This is a genomic window from Kyrpidia tusciae DSM 2912 (assembly GCF_000092905.1).
Lineage (GTDB): Bacteria > Bacillota > Bacilli > Kyrpidiales > Kyrpidiaceae > Kyrpidia > Kyrpidia tusciae.
Genome location: NC_014098.1, coordinates 253,964 through 275,613, shown reverse-complemented (window position 1 = coordinate 275,613; position 21,650 = coordinate 253,964). Strand labels below are relative to the sequence as shown.

16 protein-coding genes and 1 pseudogene are annotated in these 21,650 nt (G+C 59.6%); 9 read left to right on the top strand and 8 right to left on the bottom strand.

Going from position 1 to position 21,650, the window contains the following annotated elements:
- Positions 1 to 152: 152 nt before the first annotated feature.
- The 4 genes and pseudogenes from trpB to purU all read left to right on the top strand — a co-directional run bounded on the left by trpB (position 153) and on the right by purU (position 5,291).
- A pseudogene (gene trpB, locus BTUS_RS01475) lies at positions 153 to 1,362 on the top strand (tryptophan synthase subunit beta).
- Between the two features lie 202 nt (positions 1,363 to 1,564).
- Entirely contained in the window at positions 1,565 to 2,272 is a 708-nt protein-coding gene (locus tag BTUS_RS01470) for a VIT1/CCC1 transporter family protein (protein WP_013074358.1), read from the top strand.
- 129 nt (positions 2,273 to 2,401) lie between these two features.
- The gene (gene asnB, locus BTUS_RS01465; protein ID WP_013074357.1) at positions 2,402 to 4,243 is read left to right on the top strand and encodes an asparagine synthase (glutamine-hydrolyzing); all 1,842 of its coding nucleotides are present in this window, start codon (positions 2,402 to 2,404) and stop codon (positions 4,241 to 4,243) included.
- 190 nt (positions 4,244 to 4,433) lie between these two features.
- Complete coding sequence (gene purU / locus BTUS_RS01460) at positions 4,434 to 5,291, top strand: formyltetrahydrofolate deformylase (RefSeq protein WP_052300692.1); 858 nt, start codon at positions 4,434 to 4,436, stop codon at positions 5,289 to 5,291.
- 55 nt (positions 5,292 to 5,346) lie between these two features.
- Here the strand turns inward: purU and BTUS_RS01455 are convergent, their stop codons facing one another.
- Both BTUS_RS01455 and BTUS_RS01450 read right to left on the bottom strand, forming a co-directional pair.
- Positions 5,347 to 6,954, bottom strand: a complete 1,608-nt coding sequence (locus BTUS_RS01455) for a multicopper oxidase family protein (protein WP_013074355.1) — start codon at positions 6,952 to 6,954, stop codon at positions 5,347 to 5,349.
- A 32-nt stretch (positions 6,955 to 6,986) separates the two neighbouring features.
- The gene (locus tag BTUS_RS01450) at positions 6,987 to 8,102 is read right to left on the bottom strand and encodes a sensor histidine kinase (protein ID WP_013074354.1); all 1,116 of its coding nucleotides are present in this window, start codon (positions 8,100 to 8,102) and stop codon (positions 6,987 to 6,989) included.
- A gap of 88 nt (positions 8,103 to 8,190) precedes the next feature.
- On the opposite strand from BTUS_RS01450, the gene BTUS_RS01445 reads away from it, so the two are divergent.
- From BTUS_RS01445 to BTUS_RS01435, 3 genes are all read left to right on the top strand, one after another.
- Positions 8,191 to 8,895, top strand: a complete 705-nt coding sequence (locus tag BTUS_RS01445) for a response regulator transcription factor (RefSeq protein WP_013074353.1) — start codon at positions 8,191 to 8,193, stop codon at positions 8,893 to 8,895.
- A 72-nt stretch (positions 8,896 to 8,967) separates the two neighbouring features.
- Positions 8,968 to 9,915, top strand: a complete 948-nt coding sequence (locus BTUS_RS01440; protein ID WP_013074352.1) for a cation diffusion facilitator family transporter — start codon at positions 8,968 to 8,970, stop codon at positions 9,913 to 9,915.
- 274 nt (positions 9,916 to 10,189) lie between these two features.
- On the top strand, positions 10,190 to 12,448 hold the full coding sequence (locus tag BTUS_RS01435) for a GAF domain-containing sensor histidine kinase (RefSeq protein ID WP_013074351.1): 2,259 nt from the start codon (positions 10,190 to 10,192) through the stop codon (positions 12,446 to 12,448).
- Here BTUS_RS01435 and BTUS_RS01430 read toward each other — a convergent pair.
- Positions 12,431 to 14,062 (bottom strand): thiamine pyrophosphate-binding protein, encoded by a 1,632-nt coding sequence (locus BTUS_RS01430; protein WP_013074350.1) that lies wholly within the window; start codon positions 14,060 to 14,062, stop codon positions 12,431 to 12,433. The genes BTUS_RS01435 and BTUS_RS01430 overlap by 18 nt on opposite strands.
- Positions 14,063 to 14,351: 289 nt before the next feature.
- On the opposite strand from BTUS_RS01430, the gene BTUS_RS01425 reads away from it, so the two are divergent.
- Entirely contained in the window at positions 14,352 to 15,677 is a 1,326-nt protein-coding gene (locus BTUS_RS01425) for a cation:proton antiporter (RefSeq protein WP_013074349.1), read from the top strand.
- A gap of 398 nt (positions 15,678 to 16,075) precedes the next feature.
- Positions 16,076 to 16,387 carry a hypothetical protein gene (locus BTUS_RS01420; protein WP_013074348.1) on the top strand — a complete coding sequence of 104 codons (312 nt, stop codon included), beginning with the start codon at positions 16,076 to 16,078 and terminating at the stop codon, positions 16,385 to 16,387.
- 92 nt (positions 16,388 to 16,479) lie between these two features.
- Here the strand turns inward: BTUS_RS01420 and BTUS_RS01415 are convergent, their stop codons facing one another.
- The 5 genes from BTUS_RS01415 to BTUS_RS01395 form a co-directional block, all read right to left on the bottom strand.
- Positions 16,480 to 17,337, bottom strand: coding sequence for an ATP-binding cassette domain-containing protein (locus BTUS_RS01415; protein ID WP_013074347.1), 858 nt, complete (start codon positions 17,335 to 17,337; stop codon positions 16,480 to 16,482).
- Between the two features lie 297 nt (positions 17,338 to 17,634).
- On the bottom strand, positions 17,635 to 19,302 hold the full coding sequence (locus BTUS_RS01410; protein WP_041303552.1) for an IS200/IS605 family accessory protein TnpB-related protein: 1,668 nt from the start codon (positions 19,300 to 19,302) through the stop codon (positions 17,635 to 17,637).
- Entirely contained in the window at positions 19,220 to 19,918 is a 699-nt protein-coding gene (locus BTUS_RS01405; RefSeq protein ID WP_013074345.1) for an IS607 family transposase, read from the bottom strand. The genes BTUS_RS01410 and BTUS_RS01405 overlap by 83 nt, the downstream gene beginning before the upstream one ends.
- A 102-nt stretch (positions 19,919 to 20,020) precedes the next feature.
- On the bottom strand, positions 20,021 to 20,848 hold the full coding sequence (locus tag BTUS_RS01400; RefSeq protein ID WP_013074344.1) for a hypothetical protein: 828 nt from the start codon (positions 20,846 to 20,848) through the stop codon (positions 20,021 to 20,023).
- On the bottom strand, positions 20,820 to 21,413 hold the full coding sequence (locus BTUS_RS01395) for an RNA polymerase sigma factor (RefSeq protein ID WP_013074343.1): 594 nt from the start codon (positions 21,411 to 21,413) through the stop codon (positions 20,820 to 20,822). The genes BTUS_RS01400 and BTUS_RS01395 overlap by 29 nt, the downstream gene beginning before the upstream one ends.
- Between the last annotated feature and the right edge of the window lie 237 nt (positions 21,414 to 21,650).

Sequence of the window (21,650 nt, the reverse complement as noted above, 5' to 3'; positions counted from 1 at the left end):
CTTGGAGCGTTGTTACCAGAAGGACGCGCGCGGCCAACAAAAGGTTACCGCAAAACCACAGACAAACCCAGAGTCAATCTGATACCATAGGACCATGAGGCACTCAGTGCCCGGCGAAAAGATGAGCGGAGTGGAGGAGAGAGACGTTGAGCATTCTTAAAGTGGACGAGAAAACTGGCATATTCGGTGAAGGGGATCAGACTTTCGGAGGGAGTTTTGTGCCGCCGGCGCTTCAAAAGGCGCTGGACGAGGTGGCCAACGCCTTTGCCCGTTACAAAGACGACCCGGAATTCAACACCGAGCTCCAGGCCTATTACAAGGACTATGCGGGCCGGCCCAATCCCCTGTATTTCGCCAAGCGACTGTCGGACCAGGTGGGCGGAGCCAAGATCTACCTCAAGCGGGAAGACCTGAACCACACCGGAGCCCACAAGATCAACAACACCTTGGGCCAAATCCTGCTGGCGAAACGCCTCGGGAAGAAGCAGATCATCGCCGAAACCGGGGCCGGGCAACACGGAGTGGCCACCGCCACCGCCGCGGCGCTCATGGGATTGGAATGTTTGATTTTTATGGGCGAACTGGATATGAAGCGCCAGGCGCTCAACGTCTTCCGCATGGAGCTGCTCGGGGCCAAGGTCATCCCCGCCACGTCCGGGAACCGCACGTTGAAAGAAGCGGTGGACGAGGCACTCATGTATTTCGCCGGGCACCCCGACAGCTTTTACCTGCTTGGGTCGGCGGTGGGGCCCCATCCCTACCCCTTGATGGTCCGCCATTTTCAGTCGGTCATCGGCCGGGAAGCCAGAGCCCAGATCCTGGAGAAAGAAGGCCGGCTCCCGGATTATGTGGTGGCGGCGGTTGGGGGCGGGTCTAATGCCATCGGTCTCTTTTATCCCTTTGTGGAGGACCTTTCCGTGAAAATCATCGGGGTCGAACCGGCCGGTAAGGGCTTGGATACGGGGTATCACGCCGCCCCCCCTCAATGTCGGGGAAGTGGACGTGCTGCATGGTTTTCGCTCCTATGTCATGCCCGACCCGGAAAAATGCTGGTCGATCAGCGCGGGATTGGATTATCCCGGCGTTGGACCGGAGCACAGCTACTACAAGGCCATTGGCCGTGCTCAGTACGTCGCTGTGAACGATCAGGAGGCCCTGGATGCTTTCCTGAATTTATCCAAAACCGAAGGGATTATTCCTGCCCTGGAATCGAGCCACGCCGTGGCCTATGCCACCAAATTGGCAGCCCAGCGGCCAAAGGACGAGATCATTATTGTCAACCTCAGCGGCCGGGGGGACAAAGACGTGGCCCAGGTCGCCGAAATGTTGGGCCGCACACCCGAACAAGCGGCAAAAGCCTGAAGCAACCCAAACAACCTGTTCCGGCCCTCGACAAGACCTCCCGGGCATCACCGGCCCCCGGGAGGTTTTTTGTCACATCTTCTTCACAAGATGTTTGGCAGCCGTTACCCCTTGGGCGATCATGTCTTGAAAGCGGGCGCGTGATACAATGACACCATGTGAATCATGTGGATATATGCATCGCGACGGAGGAGAACGGCCCATGGAGCAATCGGCCCAAAAAACTGCGCATGTAGAAAAACATTTTACCGCTCCGGACGTCATTCGGGATATCGTCATCGGCATGGCGGACGGGCTCACAGTGCCCTTTGCCCTGGCGGCCGGCTTGTCGGGAGCGGTGTCTGTCACCACGTTGATCGTGACTGCGGGGGTGGCAGAAATCGCCGCCGGAGCCATCGCCATGGGGTTGGGGGGCTACCTGGCGGCCCGAACGGACCGGGAACATTATTTTGCCGAATTGGAGCGAGAACGCACGGAAGTCGTGGAGCTGCCCGACCGGGAAAAGCAAGAAGTCCGGGACATTCTCACTCAGTGGGGGCTGACTCAGCAAGAAGCGGAGCCGGTGATCCGCGCCCTGAGCCGGGACCCCCGCCGGTGGGTCGACTTTATGATGAAGTTCGAATTGGGTCTCGAAGAACCCGAGCCCAAACGGGCCCGAAACAGTTCCATCACCATCGGCCTCTCGTACATCGCCGGCGGCATCATCCCCCTGGCGCCTTACATGCTGATGGCCAATCCCGTGACTGCCCTGATAATCTCGGTGGTCGTCACGCTCATCGCTCTCTTTATCTTCGGCTTTGTCAAGGGTAAATTCACCGGTGTAAAGCCCTGGAAAAGCGCTTGGCAAACCACGGTGGTGGGCGGTCTCGCCGCCGGCGTGGCCTTTCTCGTTGCGAAGTTCATCGCCTGACCGCGCCCGCAGGGCATCAAGTTTCCCGCGTCACCCCCGGAGTCACCCCCCGATATGACCCCGCATACCCTACCACAGACTGGGCGATCGCCCTGGTGATGCCAGGCGCCCGAAGGGGGTAGGGACGACATGTGCGGGATTGCCGGTTGGATCGATTGGAATGTGGAAATGACCGAACAGCGGCCGGTGCTGAAAGCCATGGCCGACGTTCAATATTGGCGGGGCCCGGACGCCGAAGGCATCTGGATGTCCCGCCGGGCCGGATTGGCGCACCGGAGGCTGTCGATCATCGACCCGGAGGGCGGGGCGCAGCCCATGATCCGGCGCCACGGAGAACGAACCTTGGTCATCGTGTACAACGGGGAGTTGTACAACATGGCCGAACTTCAGCGCGAACTCGAAGGACTGGGCTACACCTTCGCCACGCGGTGCGATACCGAGGTGGTTCTCGTCGCCTACGCTCACTGGGGCCCGGCTTGCGTCGAGCGGTTCAACGGAATCTATGCCATCGGAATTTGGGATGAACAGTCACAAGAATTGTTCCTGGCCCGGGACCGGCTCGGCGTCAAACCGCTGTTTTACGCTCCTCTTGCAAGCGGCCTGGTGTTTGCATCAGAACTGAAAGGCCTTCTCGCCCACCCGGCCGTGCGCCCGGAGGTGGATAGTGAGGGGCTGGCGGAAATTTTTGCCATGGGACCCGGACGTACTCCGGGCCACGGCGTGTTCCGCAACACCTGTGAAGTCAAGCCCGGGTGGGCCTTGCTCTTTGACCGAAGGGGCCTCCACCACCGCCAGTATTGGAAACTGGAAAGCCGTCCTCACGAAGACGACCTGGAAACTACGATTGCTACTGTCCGGGATCTCCTCGAAGACACCGTCGGGCGGCAGCTCATGTCCGACGTGCCGGTGTGCACTCTTCTGTCCGGCGGTCTGGACTCCAGCGCCATCACCGCTTTTGCCGCCCGGGCCTTTCGCCGCCAAGGCCGCCCGCCTCTGAGAACTTTTTCTATTGATTATGTGGATAACGACGTGTATTTCCAACCCAACGCCTTCCAACCCGCCGCCGACGGACCTTGGGCGGAACGAGTGGCAGATTTTCTGCAGGTTGATCGCAGGATCGTCACCCTCACACCCGCCGCCGTGGCCGACGCCCTGCGGGAGGCCGTGCGGGCGAGGGATCTGCCGGGTATGACCGACATCGACTCGTCGTTGCTCCTCTTTTGCCGCGAGATCAAAAAAGAGGCCACTGTGGCTCTGTCCGGCGAATGCGCCGATGAGGTGTTCGGCGGGTATCCGTGGTTTCATCGAAAAGAAGCCCTTGAAGCGGATGTGTTTCCCTGGTCATTGAAAATGCGGGAAAGAATCTCGGTGCTCCACCCGGACTTCGTGGATCATGTGCAACCTGAGCAGTACGTGCGCCGGCGGTACCGCGAAGTCCTGGATGCGGTGCCCAGGCTGACGGGAGAGAATCCCCAGGATGCCCGGATTCGGGAAATGTTCTACTTGAATCTCTTTCACTGGATGCCCGTCCTTCTCGATCGCAAAGACCGGATGAGTATGGCGGTGGGCCTGGAAGTCCGGGTGCCCTTTTGCGATCACCGCTTGGTCGAGTATATGTGGAATGTGCCTTGGTCGATAAAAATGGCCGCCGGACGGGAAAAGGGATTGTTGCGCTTGGCCATGAAGGGACTCCTGCCTGACGATGCGCTCTGGCGGAAAAAAAGTCCGTTCCCCAAGACCCATCATCCCGACTTCGCCCGGGCCTGCCGAAGCGCCCTTCAAGAGGTGCTGGTCGATTCCTCGTCCCCGCTTCTCCCTCTCATTGATGTGAAATCGATTCATCAATGGCTCCAGGCCGAAGGGGAATTCGACATCCCTTGGTTCGGGCAACTGATGCGCCTCCCTCAGCTCTTCGCCTACCTGGTCCAGGTGGACCAGTGGCTTCGAGAATACCGCGTCCAGATCCTGTAAAGGCAGGTCCGCCCTTTCGGGGCGGGCCATTCCCTTTCTTTTTCCCATCCCTGCAACAGGCGGTACCCAAAACGCACCGAATGATCTACTATTAAAGCACCGGCAACACCACAGGGGAAGGAGAATCACATTGAGCCACGGCCGCACACCTCTCGACCCCGGCCAGGCCCCGGCCGCGTCCGACACCGCGTTGGCAGATCGGGCGAGAATCCTTTTGTCCTGTCCCGATCGCCCGGGCGTGGTGGCGGCGGTTTCTCAGTATCTGTACAGCATGAATGCCAACATCGTTCGCATGGACCAGTATTCCACCGATCCGGACGGCGGCCGCCTGTTCATGCGCGTGGAATTCGACCTGCCCCGCCTGTCCGACCGCCGCCGGGAACTGGAGGAAGGATTCGCCCGGACGGCCCGGCCCCTGGACATGCAGGGGGAGATCCGTTACGCCCGGGAAAGAAAGCGAATCGCGATTTTTGTCTCCAAGATGGACCATTGCCTCCGGGAACTCCTCTGGCAATGGCAGGCCGGGGATCTATCCGGAGACCCGGTGGTGATCATCAGCAACCATCCGGACCTCAAGGACATCGCCGCCACCTTCAGTCTGCCCTTTTATCACGTGCCGGTCACCCGAGAGACCAAACCCGAGGCGGAACACCGCCAACTGGAAATCCTACAGAACTACCAGGTGGATCTCGTCGTTCTCGCCCGGTACATGCAGATTCTTTCCACGGAGTTCGTGTCAGCATATCCCAATCGGATTATCAACATCCATCACTCGTTCTTACCCGCCTTTGTCGGGGCCAATCCGTACGAGCGGGCTTATGAACGGGGAGTCAAACTGATCGGTGCCACGGCCCACTATGTCACGGCCAATCTTGACGAGGGCCCGATCATCGAACAGGATGTGCAGCGGGTGAATCACCGGGACAGCGTCGAAGATCTCAAACGGATCGGGCGGCACATCGAGCGGGTCGTCCTGGCCCGGGCCGTGGCGTGGCACCTGGAGGACCGGATTCTGACGTATAAAAACAAGACGGTCGTGTTCGTGTGAACAGCTGCGGGGGTCCGGGGATATCCCCGGACCCTTGCAGGGTAAGCCCCATTGATCATTCGCCTGCCCTTGCTTTATCCACAGGGTAAGGGCTGTGGTAATCCTGGTACTCCACATCACTCATCATCCCTGCGGCGGCATGGTGCAAGTCGTGGCAGTGGAAGACCCAGACGCCTGGATTGTCGGCGACAAAACCGATTTCATAGGTCTCGCCCGGACGAACCAGCAAGGTATCCTTTTCCACGTCCCCTTGGACCGGAACGCCATTTCGAGTCAGCACTCGAAACACATGGCCGTGCAGGTGCATCGGGTGATCCGACTGCCCGTCATTGATGAGCGTCACTTTCACCCGGTCCCCGGTCTTGACGGCAATCGGGTCGGTGTAGGGCCAGACTTTCCCATTGATCGTGTACGCCAGTTGTCCGTTTACGATGGCTGAATTAAGATGCCAGGTGTACGAAGCATCCCAGGTTGTCGCGTCCTTCACGCCAGCGCCGTTCTCGTAGGTCGTCATGTTCAGAGTGGGCACCGACTCGTGGTCCGGGGCGGCCACCGTGTTTCCATCCCCCGCCACTCGAACGGGAATCACGGTCCTTGGCGCGGCCGGAGTGCCGTCGTGGAGATCAATGGCAAAACTGTGTGTCGCGGTAAAGATCACGTCATACCGCTCGCCGGCGCCGATGGCCAGAGCCCGGTCGGTGACCTCCGGCGAAAGGCTGGTCGCCCGCCCATCGGTAGCCACCACGCGGAAGGGCTGTCCCTGCAGGTGTACGAGGTGGGTCAGATATCCGGCATTGATGAACCGCAACCGCACCGTCTCCCCCGGCTTTACGTCCATGGGGGCGATCATGGAACCCGAACGGCCATTCACCGTGTAAATGTTATACATCATCTTCATCATCTGGTCATGGCTCATTCCCGGGTCACCCTGGTCGGCGGAAACTGGACCTTGCGGGGCTGTGGGTGCGTCCCTGCCTCCAGACATCCCCTCGTGTCCCATTCCCCCCGGCCCGTGCCCCATGCCCATGCCCCCCTGGTCCATCATCCCTTGGGCAGCACCGCCCATCATGGTGGACCACTCATCCAAAACCAGCGTGTAATCTCGGTCGGTCTTCTGGTCCGGAGGAATTGTCTTCGGCAATACGATCAAGGGGCCGTAGAGGCCTTCATCCACCTGGTTCGCACTGTCCATGTGCGAGTGATACCAGTAAGTGCCCGGCACTGTAGCGATAAAGTCATACACAAAGCTCTGTCCCGGCTGTACGGGATCCTGGGTGATCCCCGGAACCCCATCCATGGACGCCGGGACGGGATAGCCGTGCCAATGGATCGAGGTGGGCACCGACAGTTGGTTCACCAGCTTGACCCGCACGTGGTCGCCCTGACGGACCTCGATGGTCGTGCCCGGAACCGTTCCCCCGTAGGTCAAGGCCTGGACATCCACCCCCGGAGCAATTTCCCAGCGGGCGGGTTTGGCAACAATGGTCCAGGTTTTCAGCGGGCGCCCCTGATCGTCGGTAGACACGGACATCGACACCCCTGGGTCCTGCGCCGATCTCACTGGGCCAGCCCCGCGGTGGTACGCCGCCCAACCGATCCCCGCTCCAACCAAAAGGACGATGACCGTCAAAATTGCCCACCCTCTGCGTCCAAAACCCTTCATGGCTTCACCCCCCTGTTGCTCACCATTCGTCCTTAAGGTACAGGAGAGTTATGAAGATCCGATGAAGAACCGAAGCCGGGCAAGTCCACCCGTACCATCGTTCCCTTTCCCAACTCGCTGTGAATCTGCACCCTTCCGCCGTGCGCCTCGACAAGCCGCTTCACGATGGTCAGTCCAATCCCCGCCCCCCCATCGCGGGAACGCCGCTGGCCCACCTGGTAAAATCGTTCAAACACCTTCGCCAGCTCTTGGGGTGGTATTCCTCTCCCGGTATCCTGAATCCGGATCACCCGCCAAACCCCGGCGGTCTCCGCGCTCACCGTAACCTTTCCCTCTTGGGGCGTCGCTTTGAGCGCATTGGACAGAAGATTGGTCACCACCTGGGTCAATCGCTCGGGATCAGCTTCCGCCCACACCGGCCCTGCGCACTCCATCGCAAGATCGACACCTTTTTGAAAATAACTCGGGCGATAAAGGGCAACCGCCCGGCCCAATACATCGCACAAATTCACCCTCGTGGGCTGTAAACGAAAGCCGGGAGCCTCCAACTCCGCCAGCGCCTCCACATCCCGGACCAGGCGAATCAGCCGCTCAATCTCCTCGTAGCAACCGCGCAGGCGAGCCTCATCGGGCTCCCACACCCCATCCAAAAAGGCTTCGAGGTGGCTTTTTAACGTCGCCAGAGGGGTCCGCAATTCGTGGGCGATATCCGCCGTCATCGTTTTCCGCGAGTCCTCCTGGCGGGCGAGGGCCTCGGCCAGATGGTTCAGGGCGCGCCCCAATTTCGCCACCTCATCCCGGCCCGTCGCCGCTACACGAACGTCCAATTCCCCGGCTGCCATCCGCCCCGCGGTCCGGGTCATTTCCACCAAGGGCCCGGCAATCCGCCTGGCCACGTACACGCTGACCGCACCGGCGAGAATGACCATGCCGATGGACGTCCACCCCACCGACTGCTGCAGGGCTTGTTCGAGGTGAACATTTAAAGCGTGCACCGCGTAACCGCCCTCTTTGACCTGCCGCTCATACATCTGAACATGATAATGTGCCTCGACGAGTACGATGAGGCCGGTCATCAGGGTGCTCCCGGCGGCCGCGGCGAGAAAAAAGGCGGTCAATCGGGTTCGGAGACTCTCGAAACGAACCACAGGTCTTCACCCTCCGCACTGCAAGCTGAATATCCGTATGGTACCATATTCTTAATCCGGGGCGGTGCCGCCAAAGGGGGAGCGGACGGTGAATCGGAAACCGAGAAACATTCTCATTGTCGAAGACGAGCAGAAACTGCGGGATGTGGTCGCTTCCTACCTGAAGAAGGCCGGTTACCACCCGCTTCAAGCGGCGAGGGGAGACGAGGCGTGGGACTTATTGCAACGGGAGCCCGTAGCTTTGGTAGTCCTGGACCTCCTGCTGCCAGATACGCCCGGAGAAGAATTGTGCAAAAAGATCCGCGCCCACACTTCAGTCCCCATCCTCATGCTCACGGCAAAAGCCGGGGAAACGGACCGCATACGCGGCTTGTCCCTTGGGGCCGACGATTATGTGACAAAACCCTTCAGCCCCCGGGAACTTGTGGCCCGAATTCAAGCCATTCTCCGCCGGGTGTCCCCTGAAGAGCTGTTGGCGGACACCGTCACCTTTCGCAATGGCGAACTGGTGATCGACGCCGGGCGCCAGGAAGTCTACCGCAAAGGGGTGCTTGTCCCGCTGACCCCCTTCGAATACCGCCTTCTCCTGACTCTCGCCCGCCATCCGGATCGCCCGTTGACCCGGGAAGACTTGATTCTCAAACTGGGCGGGTTCGACTACGAGGGGGATGTGCGTACCATCGACCAGCATATCAAGAATTTGCGGCAGAAGATCGAACCCAATCCGAAAAACCCGAGCTATATCCTCACGGTCTTCGGGGTCGGCTATAAATTTGCGCCGGGGTCGCCGTAAGATTGTCGCCTTTGAGGATGTTCATGAGGAGTTCAGAGGGAATCCTGTACACCTGTGAAAGGAAGAACAACCATGCAACACCACCACGGCCCGGAATCGGACCATGTCCACGACCACTCGATTCACGTCGCCCAGGACAAACTCAAACAAGCCCTGGTCCTGGCATTCGTCGTGCTTTTGGCGGAAGTTGTCGGAGGCCTATGGTCAAACAGCCTGGCCTTGCTCAGCGACGCCGTGCACATGCTCACCGACGTGTTCGCCCTCTTTATCGCTTGGTGGGCCGTGCGAAAATCCCAGAGTCCGCCCACGGGCGCCATGACCTTCGGCTACCATCGCACGGCCATCCTCGCCGCTCTCTTCAACGCCGTCACCCTCATCGTCGTGGCCGTTGTGATTGGCACCGAAGCTTATCGGCGGCTGAACCATCCGGAACCCGTCAATAGCATGGTTCTCCTCGCCACGGCGGCAGTGGGCGTCATCGTCAATCTGTACATCGGCTGGGGCATGCGAGATGCTTCTCACAACCTCAACATCCGCAGTGCCATGTTGCACGTGCTCGGGGACGCCGCGGCCTCGGGCGGCGTGATCCTCGGCGGTCTGATCATCATGACCACGGGATGGACCCTGGTCGACCCCATTATCAGCGTCCTCATCGCCATGACCGTCGCCGTCGGGGCATGGCGGGTGACCCGGCATTCCTGCCTTGTCCTCATGGAGGCCACGCCGCCTTCGGTGGATTTTGGCCAGGTGGCCAAAGCTATCCAGAGCATTCCGGGCATCCGCAGCCTCCATGATCTGCACATTTGGAGCCTTTCATCCAATCGCCACGCCATGAGCGTTCACGTGGTGGTCGACGGCTGTCTCACCGTCGCCAGCACGCAACATTTGATCCAGGAAGTGGAGAACCTTGCCGAAGAACGCTTTGGCATTGGCCACGTCACGGTCCAGATCGAATGTCCGGAATCCCCCCACGATGAGGAGGATATGTTTGCCCTGGACCGGAACTGGTCCCGGCACTGAACTCCCGGTGCCGGATTGCTCATCGCAGATGCCGCTGGAATACGGCCAGGTTCGTAGAATCGGTTTCCGGAAGAATTCTGAGAAAACGGGATGTCAAGCTGAGGCAATTTTGATATGCTCATAGGGAGATGATCCGACTGGAGCACGCGTCGATCAACCGCACAACAGCCATGGCGGATCAAAGCATGGTCTTCATAGTTTGATCTGATCTATGTTCACAACAGGGGGTTTTCGTTCCCAGTTTTCATACAAATGTAGACAGGAGTGGGTGGACATGTCCGATCAAACCCGATACCTGCGGCTCGCCCAGATTACCCAGTTGATCAATTCGAACTTTGATTTGCGAGCCGTGTTAGAACACGTGGTCACCGCCATCTCCGAGGAGATCATCCAGTGCACGGCGGTCGGGATCTATTTGGCGGAGCCCAATGGCACCTTTCGGGGGTTCGTGGGGAAACCTGATCAGATCGCGGGAATCACCCTGGATCAACTGGTGGCGGACCCGACAAAAGACGCCCTCATCGCCCAAGTGGTATCGGAAAGAAAGATGATTTACATACCGGACACCGCCCTGGACCCTCGTCCAGACCGCGACGTCATTATGCGGTTCCAGATGAGATCCCTTCTGGTTGTGCCCATCTCTTTCGATCATGAATTATTCGGCCTCGCCTTTCTGTTCAACCACGGTTCTCCCATGTACTTGAGCCGGGAGGAAATTGAGTCCATCACGGCTTATGTGAACATGGCCGCCGTGGCCCTGCGCAATGCAAAACTTTTTCAACACGCCAACGCTCTGCTGACGGAAAAGCAGCTGCTCATCGATGCCCTGCATCACCTATCCCTGTGTAAAACCATCGAAGAAGTCCTCAATGTCTGTTTCCGTTTTGTCAGCCGGGCTGTGGACAATCCCAACATCGGCATTCACATCGCCGACGCCATCGGGGCCCGGTTTCGCCCGGTCCGGCTCAACCGCAGCGCCGACTGGACCGAGCAAGATTGGAAAGCGGTTCACCAAAAATTGCAACTGAATTATGAAGAAGATCTTTTATTCCAAGACGTTATCCGGAGCAAACGTTCCGCCTTGGTGCCCGATGTGGAGAAGGATCCCCGGCCCAACCGCGAGGCCTGTGAGCGATTTGGCATTCGGGGTGTGTACATGATCCCCCTCGTGGTGGCCGGGGACGTACTCGGCGTCGTCGCAGTGGTCAGCCTTGGCGTCCCACGCACCTACACCGAGACCCAAATGCACCTGGCCGAATCCATTGTAGACGCGACCTCTACGGCATTGTCCAACGCCATGCGTTTTGAACAACTCGAAGCCATTGTACGTCAGCGAACCACCGAGCTCAAAGAGAAAAACCGCATGTTGGAGAACTTGGTGGAGGAACTGCGCAAGCTCTCCACCCGGACGACCTTAATCCTGGATTCGGTTACCGAAGGAATCTACGAGTTGGACGAGAATGGAAGGATCACTTTCTGCAATCCCGCAGCGGCCCGCCTGGTCGGGCGCGAGCCGGGGGAAATCATCGGCCTCCCGCAACACGATGTCTTCTGGCACGGAAAGAGCGAAGACAAAGGCTGCACCCTCGCTGCGTGCCCCATCCTGTCTCCCATCCAAACCGGCCAACCGATCCAGGCCACCGATGAATTGTTCCGGCGCAAAGACGGATCCACCTTTCCGGTGGATTATGTGAGCACGCCGATGAGGGACGGTGGAAGGATCCAAGGGGCTGTGGTGGTCTTCAAAGATGTCACCGAAAGGAAGCGCTCCGAAGAACTGATGATTAAATCGGAAAAGCTGTCGGTAGTGGGACAGCTCGCGGCGGGGGTAGCCCATGAGATCCGCAACCCCCTCACGGCTTTGAAGGGGTTCGTCCAGTTGCTGCAATCCAATGTGCACACAAAGGACGAATATTTCAACATCATGCTCTCCGAGTTGGACCGGATCGAGTTGATCATCAACGAACTGCTGATCCTGGCGAAACCCGTGGACGTACAGTTTCAATTTCACGACCTCAAGGTGTTAATCGAGACGGTGGTCGCTCTTTTGCGTACTCAGGCTATCTTGAGCAACGTTCAAATCGCCACTGACTGTGATCCGGCCCTCCCCGCCGTTCTCTGCGACGAAAACCGTCTCAAGCAGGTGCTGGTGAATTTATTAAAAAACGCGATAGAGGCAATGCCCCGCGGCGGACAGATCGTGGTACAAGCCAGGCAAGAGGACGATCGGACCATTCTTATCCGGGTCATCGATGAAGGGATGGGGATCCCCGAAGACAGCCTGCCCCGCCTGGGGGAGCCCTTTTTCACCACCAAAGAGAAAGGGGTGGGTTTAGGATTGACCATGAGTTACCAGATCATCGAGAGTCACGGAGGACAGATGCATTTTGAAAGTGAGGTGGGGGCGGGGACCACGGTGGAGATTCTGCTCCCCATCGATCCCCGCGCCGCGAACAACCGTGCCGCCGTGGATGCCGAAGTGTCCTGCCAGTCCAAGTTACAGGGGCTGCTGGGTTCAATGGCCAAAAGATGATAGAAACTTAACCCGATCCCCCATGGGAGGCACCTGGTTGTCCACCAGAGCGACGTCCAAAACCGCGGGTCCGTCCGCCTGCAACAGATTCTCCACCCTGGCATCGGCAAGATCATCAAACCGCTCCACCCGTAAAGCGGGGACCCCCAGGTGAGCCGCTATGCCGGCGATGTTCACGGGATCTTGTTGAAACCGGGGGTGAGCGCGATGATATTGCAAAAGATGTCCGTGATGCACCATCCCGAGCCGCCCGTTGTTGATCACGATAAACAGAATGGGCAACCGATACTCCTTTGCGGTGAGAACCTCCATACCGTGCATAAAGAAACACCCGTCTCCTGTGATGCACACCACGGGGCGGGTGGGATCGGCGAGGGCATACCCGATGGCCGACCCAATGGCGATCCCCATCGGGCCAAAGTGCACGTTAATCTCATAGGAATCGTAGTCCAGGACCCGCATGTAATGAATGACATACGACATGTGCTCACCGATGTCGACGGTATAGCGGGTGTTCTGGGGCAAATATCGCTGAAGGGCGAGGAACACATTCTGGGTTTTGAATTCCGCCGGCACGGATTCGAGGGCGACGAGTTGCGTTCCCCGGGCGTGGCGGGATAGCCCCAACCCCCGCAATTCCCGGTTCAGCCACTGCAAGGTCACATCCGCATCGCCACAGAGGGGTACATCACATCGATACGTTCGGCCAAATACCGTCTTGTCAAAATCAATCTGAACAATCAGCCGCCTCTCCCCCAGGGGCTTGCTGTAGTTGCTTGTCGCCGTCTCCCCAAGGCTCGAGCCGACGATCAACAACGCCCTCTCGGGGTGATCGTTCACCCACTCCGCGGCTTTCTCATGTCCCGCAAACCCGTATACGCCTATGTATCCGGGGTAACTCTCTGGAATCAACCCTTTGGCTTGGGGCGTGACGACGATGGGCCACCCCAAAAGTTCTGCCGTCTCGATGACCTCCGGAATCGCCCGGCGGGCTCCCTGACCGACGAAAACCACCCCCGGAGTCTGCGTCAGCCTGACGGCGGCCTCGCGGACCGCCTCGGGGTCAGGCAACACCTTTTCGCGCCTGGGAAAGGCGGGAAGCGGCAGCTCTTCGGCCTCCGACAATTGGACGTCGATGGGCATGGCCACGTGTACCGGCCCCGGCACCCCAGACAAGGCGATCGTCACGGCCTTAGCCACTTCATCGACCAGATCTTCCGGCCTCCTCACCATCACACTGTATTTTACAAAGGGCTTGTACACGGCCACACTATCAAACTCCTGGGACGCATTGCGCCCAATGGTGTCCACGGGCACATGGCCGGTCAGGAAAAGGACCGGAAGATGCTCCCTGGCCGCATTGGCGGCACCCGTCAAAAGATTCGTGCTCCCGGGGCCACTGGATCCAATGCAGACCCCCAAATGTCCGGTGGCACGGGCATAGGCGGCAGCCATGTAACCCGCCGCACCCTCGTGCTTGGCCACCACGGGCTCGATCTCCGGCACATCGTACAGCTCATCGAAAAAGGCATTCACGGACCCCGCCGGAATTCCAAAGATGTACGACACTCCCCCCGACACCAGATAATCCACCACTCCGCGAACAGCCTTCACAACAATGCCTCCTTTCTGTCAGTTGAAGAAATCTGCCGACGAGCCGGTGCCACTGCCAAGGTTTCCTATGCCAATGTTTGCTATATTCGACGTTCCCATCTCGATTCCCTGCCACATCCGAGAGGCCCGCGAACTCTTTGATTTGAAAACACATTCCCGTGAAAATGTGTGCTCATCCGGGGCAGTCCGCCCTGTCCGGCGATCCTTGTCCTGGAATATGGTGTCAAGCACAGTGCACGAACCGCCACATCAGTGGCACCAAAGGGAGAATGTCTAAGGGGGATCGACGATGGGCTTAACAGGCATCGAGATGACGCGGTTTCTGCTCAGCCTACTCACCCTTCTGGTTGCCGCGAACGTCCTTGGTTACCTGGCGGAAAGGTTGACAGTGCCCCGGGTGATCGGCGAGGTAGCCGGGGGACTGGTGCTCGGGCCGACGGTATTCGGACACTTTGCCCCGGGCACCTTCCAGTGGCTGTACCAGGGGTTCCCAGCGCAAGGGAAGCTGCTCGGCTTGGTTTACCAACTCGGGTTGATCTTCCTGATGTTTAATTCCGGCCTTAAATTCCAACCCAAGTTTAACCGGGGCGATACGTCCATTGGATTGGCGATTCTCGCCGGGTCTACGGTCATTCCTTTCGCCGCGGGATGGATGTTCACGGGGTTCATGAATCCCGCCCATCTCCTGGGGCCGGCGCAAAGCCTGGTCGCTTTTAAAATCGTGGTTGCCATCTCCATCGCCGTAACATCCATTCCGGTCATCTCCAAAATCTTGTTCGATCTCGGGGTGATGCACACTCGATTTGCCAAGCTCGTGGTGGCTGTGGCGGGAATCCATGATACTCTCTTGTGGGTGGGGCTGGCCCTGGCCGCGGGACTCGCTGGCAACGAGTCCCAGCAAGGAATCGCCACCGTCCTCCGGAGCACAGGGGCCACCTTCGGGCTGATCGCCGTCTGTTTACTCGTTTTGCCCCGGGTGCTTCGGCGGATCAATGGAAACCGGTTTAACATTCTCGTGCGGGCCTCTTTTCTCGGCTATATTTTGGCGATCCTGCTCATGCTGGCCCTCCTCGCCGGCTATCTCGGCGTGGACGTGATGTTTGGGGCGTTGCTCGCCGGTATCGCCGTCAAGCTCGCCTTTCCGGAGCATCTCTTCGATCGCGTGGAAAATAGCATCCGCGAAATCTCCTTCTCCTTTTTCATTCCACTTTATTTTGCCATGGTGGGGCTGCAACTCGATTTGGCGAAGCAATTCCCCCTGGGTTTTTTCCTCCTTTACCTCCTTTTCGCAACGGCGGTCCAGGGTTCCGTGGTGTACCTCACCTGTCGGTTTCTGCATCTCGATCGGCTGACCAGTATGAACCTCGCGGCGGCGATGAACGCCCGGGGCGGACCGGGGATTGTGCTGTCGACGGTGGCCTTCTCCCTGGGGCTCATCAGTGAACCCTTTTTCGCCGTACTGGTCATGCTGGCCCTGGTCACATCTTGGATGGCCGGCAGTTGGCTGCGATTTGTCGTGAAAACGGGTCGGCCCTTGATGCCCGGGGACGAAAGAGTCGCTGTAGTCAAGCCCCAGGAAGAGGTGATGTTGGACGCAGTGCCGAGTGCGAAATAACTCGCAAAGCCCCGGGCTCTGGCCCGGGTTTTCTGTTTTGCCGACGAGGAAGGTTCGCTCCACCGCCTGGCCGCCCAACTGGAGAAACCCGTCCTCGGGCGGACCGGCGTCCTCCGGAGGTGTGAAGGTGGTCAGAAGTTGAGCCTGCCAGTTTGCTCTAAGGCCTCCTCGCCGAACCCTATGGTGGTTTTGGCGGGGAGCCCCCTCATCCAAAGGTCTTGCCTCCCAAGACTCACATGTCGAAGTTTTGCCACACAGTTCACGGTTTTTTCGATCTTCTGGGATCGCCGAGGGTGTAGAATAAAGATGCGAAACTGCCGGGTGGAGCCGGTGGTTCGTGAATCGTTTCACAATCCCCAAGGAAACACCGCTGCGGGGAAACCAAGGAGGGAAGAACGATGGAAGAGGTGGTCAAGGATCGTGTGAGTCAACTGTTGGAACAGTGGAATCGGTTACAAACCGCCGATCTCGAATCTCTGGAGGACGACTCTCTCCGCTTTGGTGCAGCTTTCTACGATTTTGTCGATGACGTGCGCCAATATTTTGAATCTATTGGTCAAATACCCGAATCTTTGGACGACATTTTGGAACGCTTGGGGATCCGGGAGGCTCTGAGCCGTCTCCCCGAACCTCTTTCCCTTCATTTTGCCAACGAATTGGGCTATATCCTTGAGGGCATCACACCGATGGAGGACGCGACTTGGGCGTAAGACGAATGCGACAAAACGACTGCGACCCTGCTTCACCCTTTTCCCGCAACCTTCGACAACCGCCAGTCGGGCCAGGACAGGAGACCGCAAGCCTAGGGACCGATCCGCCGCTCCTCCCGCCGAATCACGTAGGCCTCTTGGAGAGTGGGGACTTCTTCCCGAAACCCGTCTCCGGGCGCCGTCCGGGCAAAAAAACGTACCCGGACGCGGTCCCCTGTCCACCGCCGGGCGAGGATCCGACGAGACTCCAGCCCTTCGAGCTCTTCGGGATCGAGCACCTTCGACCACACTTTTTCCCCCAACCCGGTCACCCACAGCTCCGGCGGCCCGAAAAAAGCAGGCTGACCCTGCTCGAGCCACACGATCCGATCCACCTGATCCCATTCATCCAGTTCGTGACTGGCGGCTACCACAGTGCGGCCTCTGGCGTATTGAGTCAAAAACTCGATCATTTTACGCCGCGCAACCCCGTCCAGGTAGGTAAGAGGTTCATCGAGCAACAGAACCTCCGGGGACCCGAGAAGAGCCTGGGCGATGCCCAACCTCCGCTTCATACCCTCAGACAGTTTAGCAATTTTGATGTCGCAAACGGGGACGAGATCGGTTCGCGCCAGCTTTTCCTCAACTTCAATGCCCGGATCCACCCCTTTGAGGACGGCCATGTACTGAAGAAATCGCCTTGGCGTCATATGAGCATAAGGTTGAAAATCGGCGGGAAGATAGCCGATCGTCCCCCGGATGCCAGTCAGGTCCTCCATCACCCGCCGATCCCGATACCAGATTTCCCCTCTATCGGGCATCGCCGCCGTGGAGAGCACTTCGAGAAGGGTTGATTTTCCTGCTCCGTTGGGCCCGACGAGCAGGGTCAGCCCCCGCCCCAAAGTCAGGCGGCCGGGGATGGCCAAACAAAACCCCTCCCGGCAAAAATGAACACCGACCATGGTAATCATCCAGCTTCTCCTGGTTCAAAAAATCTACTTGAATCTCAGATCCAAGCAGACCGGCCTCCAGACCAGGCGTTCGCCTCCTTCCGGATGTTGGATTTGTCCCTTCGGACACGCGACCGGAGACCTCGGCCCGGGAGTCCCACCCGAACAGGAGAACGGCAGAGCCCGGACGTCCGTTGCACGGCCTTGCGGGAACCCACGTTCCGCAACAAACGGCACCGGCCCCTGGGAACCTTCCGGTCCCGCCTCCTGCGTTCTGTTAGGACGCCTACCGGTTTTCCCGATCCCGGCGAAACGGGGTCACCGAAGCGCCAACGCCAATCTCTTGAAATCCAGCCAGATCCCTAAAGGCCGCTCTTGTTGCCACGTGGCCGAGCTGTTGTGTACGACCATCTTCGTCTCCAGCCGTCCCAAGAGGGCTTTGACACTCCGGGTCATCCCTTGTCCTTCCTTCGGCAAAGACCGACCCTTCTGCGCCTTCAGCTTGTGAATCCTCTCCCGCAATTCCCGGGTGATTTTCTCCCGGCACCCCAGCGCCCGGCGGCCAATGGTGAGTGCCGCAGAACAATGGATCACCACCCCGTAGCGCCTCTCATACTTCCAGTGCCCGATGGTGGAGGTGTGCCGGGGATTGACGGCCTTGATCGCGACCCGCTCTTTCCACGCCCGCCTCAGCAAGGCTTCCGACACCTTTGCATACGGAAACTGGCTCGCCATCCGGTTGAACCGCCGGTTCGTGTCCAGCCGGTCTTTCCCAAACGCCAAATCTTCCATCACCAGCGGTTTCCCCAGGAGTTTGGCCGCGTCCACCACGACCTTCGCCAGCACCCCGATCAGGTACTCCCGACGATTCCCCCGGGTGTAAGCCAACTCCGGAATCCGCACGTAGGCAAACCCGTTCGGGTGAACTGTCGCCTGCCACTCCCCCGGATATTTGCCAAGACCGTCCGGCATCCACACCAGATGGTCCGGCCACGGTCTCGGCCCGCCGTCCGCTCCCACGTGGCACAGCGCCACCCCGTCCGGGTTGATGTCCACAGCCAGGCACCCGTTCCCCAGGTCGGCCTTCACCATCCCCGCCAAACTCCAGGTCAGCTTCACCCGGTACCGGCCGTCCAGCCCCCGCACCACTTCGGCCGCGTAGGGCAAGCCCATCGCCACCCCCTGTCTCACAAACCCCCGGTGTTTCTCCGGCAACCACAGCTTCCCTTCCACCCGAGGCGCTTTCCCTGTCCGCGGCCGGCCCAAAGCGTCGGTGCCCTTTGCCTCCGCCAAGTGGGACAGGGCCACGGCCAGCCCGAACCCTTCCCCGCGGACCCGCACCCGGATGTTCGGGTTCCCGCCCTTGGTCTCGTCCCCCCGGGCGTAGAGCCGCCCTCTCCGGGCCGCCCGCCAGGTCTCTTTGCTTACCTTCCCCCGGCAGACCTTCCGCCACAGGCCCCGGCCTCCAAACACCACCTTCGGGATCGTGCCCGCCTCTTGGTGGGCCTGTAGTTCGGCGAGTTTCGATGCAAGCTTTTGCACCCGGGCCTGCCGCCCCTGGACGGTCAGATGCAGCTTGTCGGTGGCGACGCGATCTCCCTTGACCCGGACCTTCTCCAGCTTGCGCATCGCTTGACCGAGCTTCTTCCGCGCCCGGCGCAGTTTCGTTTCGGTCTCCCCGATTTCGATGCCGAGAAGCTCCTTTTGCGAGTCCCACACCGCCTGGGCCTTCAGCCGGGCGTCGTCCACATACCGGGAGTTGAGGCCAAAAAGCACCTGCCCCCGTTTCTTGATTTCCTCCCGGGACATGCCTTCTTGCAACCTGCCAAACGCCCACCGCATGCAGGACCCAAACAGCCGCATCTCCGTCTCCAGGGCGGTTTCCTCTCCCCGGGCCCACGCCTCAGACCGGGGGAGTCCCCCTGTCTCCGGGAACCACTCCCCGCAAATCGTGAGACTCATGGCCTCTTGCTTCGGCCTCGGCATCCTTCATCCACTCCCGAAACCGTTTGCGAACCGCGCGCCCGCCTGGGGCTCCGTAAAGCCTCGCGGAAAATGACGTGACGATGGCCAATAAATCCCGCACCAACTCATTGTGCATGTCCTCCGGTTCTTTCTCGGCCACGATTTCGATGCTCGCCCCGCACATCCGGGTGATCCACTCCAGGTACTCGAACCCGAATCGCGCCAGCCGGTCGGGATACTCAATCAGCACCCGGTCGATTTCCCGATTCTCCAGGGCCTTGACCAATCGTTTCAGTCCCCGGCGATTCGGGTTCAGCCCCGAAGCCACATCGTCAAACACATGAACCACCCGGTAACCTTTGAGAGCTGCATGGGCCAGCAGGCGCTCCTTCTGTCGCTGGAGATTGCCCGCTTCTGCCTGCTTGCGGGTGGAGACCCGCGCATAGACTGCCACCCGCCCCCCACCCTCTGTCACCGAGGGTTGCCCCAGAATTCGTCTCACCTCTTCTTCGGGGTACCTTCGGTGCCCGGACGGCAATCGAATACAGCGGATCTTGCCCTGCTTTTCCCACGCTCGAACGCGATCGACAGATACCCCCAACAATTTAGCGACTTGGCCGATCGAGTAGTATCTCATGATTTTATATTACCATATTCACCATGATTCACACACATAATTTGTAGCTGTTTCAAACCTCCTGGCCGCCCTTCTACCCTCGGGGGTGTAGAGGCCACTCGGTCAGGCCGGGCACTCCAGCCAGGCCTTCCACATCGCGTACCCCCTTCGTCCGGCCCGCACCATCGCCGCCAAGCCGGCGGCGAGCAAGAGCAGGCTTGCCCAGAAGACCGCGGCAGCTCCCAGAAAGGACTGCTGCTGAACCACCGCGGCCAGCGCCCAGACCACGATGCCCGTGGCGATGGCCGGGCGAACCCCCCGGCGAAAAAGCACCCAGGCCGTGAGCCCACCCGTAGCAAACACCGCGGACAGCCAGTGGACCAAGAACAAAAAAGGCTCCATCCCACGCACGGTAAGCGCCAAAAGCGCCGTCCCCAGAACCCCGAAGGCGATGTTCAACCCCGTCACCACCAGAATCCGTATGAGCCAAAGCAGCGCCGGCGGGAACGGCACGGTATTCTCCACCAGCCGCATGCTCCGATCTCCGGATACCCGACCGTAAACCGCAGCTGCCACCACATAACCTGGCAAAATCAAAGCATAGAGATTGGGCGACGACTCTCCCGGCCCCTGGGACATCTGGGTCGCAGAAAGGGTGAGCAGCACAAAAATCACCAGGCTCACCGCCCAGAATCCCCATCCGTAAGTCCCCATCTGAAGCCGGATGAACTGGCCCAGGGAAAGCATCCGCCGCCTTACTCCCCGGGTTTCCAGATCCGGCAGAGGGTCCTGCCGCTCAGCGCGCTGCAGAAGGTGCTGCAGCAATTGACGGCTTTCCTCCGGGGTGGGCTCTTTCACCGGATAGGGCGCCAAACGGGGGCGTATCATCCGCTCCAGCTCCATCAACTCCGAATCGAGCCTGTCACCGCCTGGATATTGCCCTGGCCGCAATCCCTTCGCCCCCTTTTCCCATCGGCTCCCTCTGCTCAAAGACCTCCCGAAGGTGGCGCAGGGCCTTGAACAGGTATGCTTTGACAGTCCCCTCCGGCACCTCCAACACCTCGGCGATCTCCCGGTACGTCAGGTCCTGATAAAATCGCAGGATGACCATACGCTTCTGGACCTCGGAAAGTTCATCTAAGGCGTCCCGAATCATCTGCCGGGTTTCCAGGCGCTCATAGATCTCCGACACCGAGGGTTTCTCCAGCACCGCCGGGCTCCAGTCCTCGAGCAGCCCCGGCTCCGATCGCCGCTGCGCCGCCTTCCAATAATCCCGGCACAGATTTGTCGCCACCCGGTAGAGCCACGGGCGAACCCGCTCCGGCACTCGTCCCCGTTGTACCTCCCGGACGAACCGAAAGAATGTCTCCTGCACCAGATCCTCCGCCGGCTCCGTTCTTCCCAGTAGGCGCTGGATATAAGCGTGAATCGGGCGATGGTATCGATAAACCAAGGCTTCAAAGGATCCAGTATGACCCTCTGCAAAAGCCCGGGCCAACGCTTCGTCACTTTCCATCCCAGCACCTCCAAGCCGCCCCCGAACTCGCTCGCAAAGGGACAAAAAAGAAGCTCCACCCTCACCGTCGTCTGCCAAAGGAGCCGCCACCATCCCCCTCGATGTCTTCTTCTTTCGACGGACCGACCGTATCTTAGGACGAAGGTGAGGGGTCAATCGTTATATCGGCAGAATGAGACAGTGGCTCCGATCCCTTGAACCCGCCGGCCTCCGCCTTCTCCGGTCCACGTTGATCCC

Bases quoted from the DNA above. Each gene is read 5' to 3' on its own strand.
- BTUS_RS01470 (WP_013074358.1), top strand. From the start codon at position 1,565: ATGGAGCAATCGGCCCAAAAAACTGCGCATGTAGAAAAACATTTTACC.
- asnB (WP_013074357.1), top strand. From the start codon at position 2,402: ATGTGCGGGATTGCCGGTTGGATCGATTGGAATGTGGAAATGACCGAA.
- BTUS_RS01455 (WP_013074355.1), bottom strand. From the start codon at position 6,954: ATGAAGGGTTTTGGACGCAGAGGGTGGGCAATTTTGACGGTCATCGTC.
- BTUS_RS01440 (WP_013074352.1), top strand. From the start codon at position 8,968: ATGCAACACCACCACGGCCCGGAATCGGACCATGTCCACGACCACTCG.
- BTUS_RS01435 (WP_013074351.1), top strand. From the start codon at position 10,190: ATGTCCGATCAAACCCGATACCTGCGGCTCGCCCAGATTACCCAGTTG.
- BTUS_RS01425 (WP_013074349.1), top strand. From the start codon at position 14,352: ATGGGCTTAACAGGCATCGAGATGACGCGGTTTCTGCTCAGCCTACTC.
- BTUS_RS01420 (WP_013074348.1), top strand. From the start codon at position 16,076: ATGGAAGAGGTGGTCAAGGATCGTGTGAGTCAACTGTTGGAACAGTGG.
- BTUS_RS01415 (WP_013074347.1), bottom strand. From the start codon at position 17,337: ATGATTACCATGGTCGGTGTTCATTTTTGCCGGGAGGGGTTTTGTTTG.
- BTUS_RS01410 (WP_041303552.1), bottom strand. From the start codon at position 19,302: ATGCCGAGGCCGAAGCAAGAGGCCATGAGTCTCACGATTTGCGGGGAG.
- BTUS_RS01405 (WP_013074345.1), bottom strand. From the start codon at position 19,918: ATGAGATACTACTCGATCGGCCAAGTCGCTAAATTGTTGGGGGTATCT.
- BTUS_RS01395 (WP_013074343.1), bottom strand. From the start codon at position 21,413: ATGGAAAGTGACGAAGCGTTGGCCCGGGCTTTTGCAGAGGGTCATACT.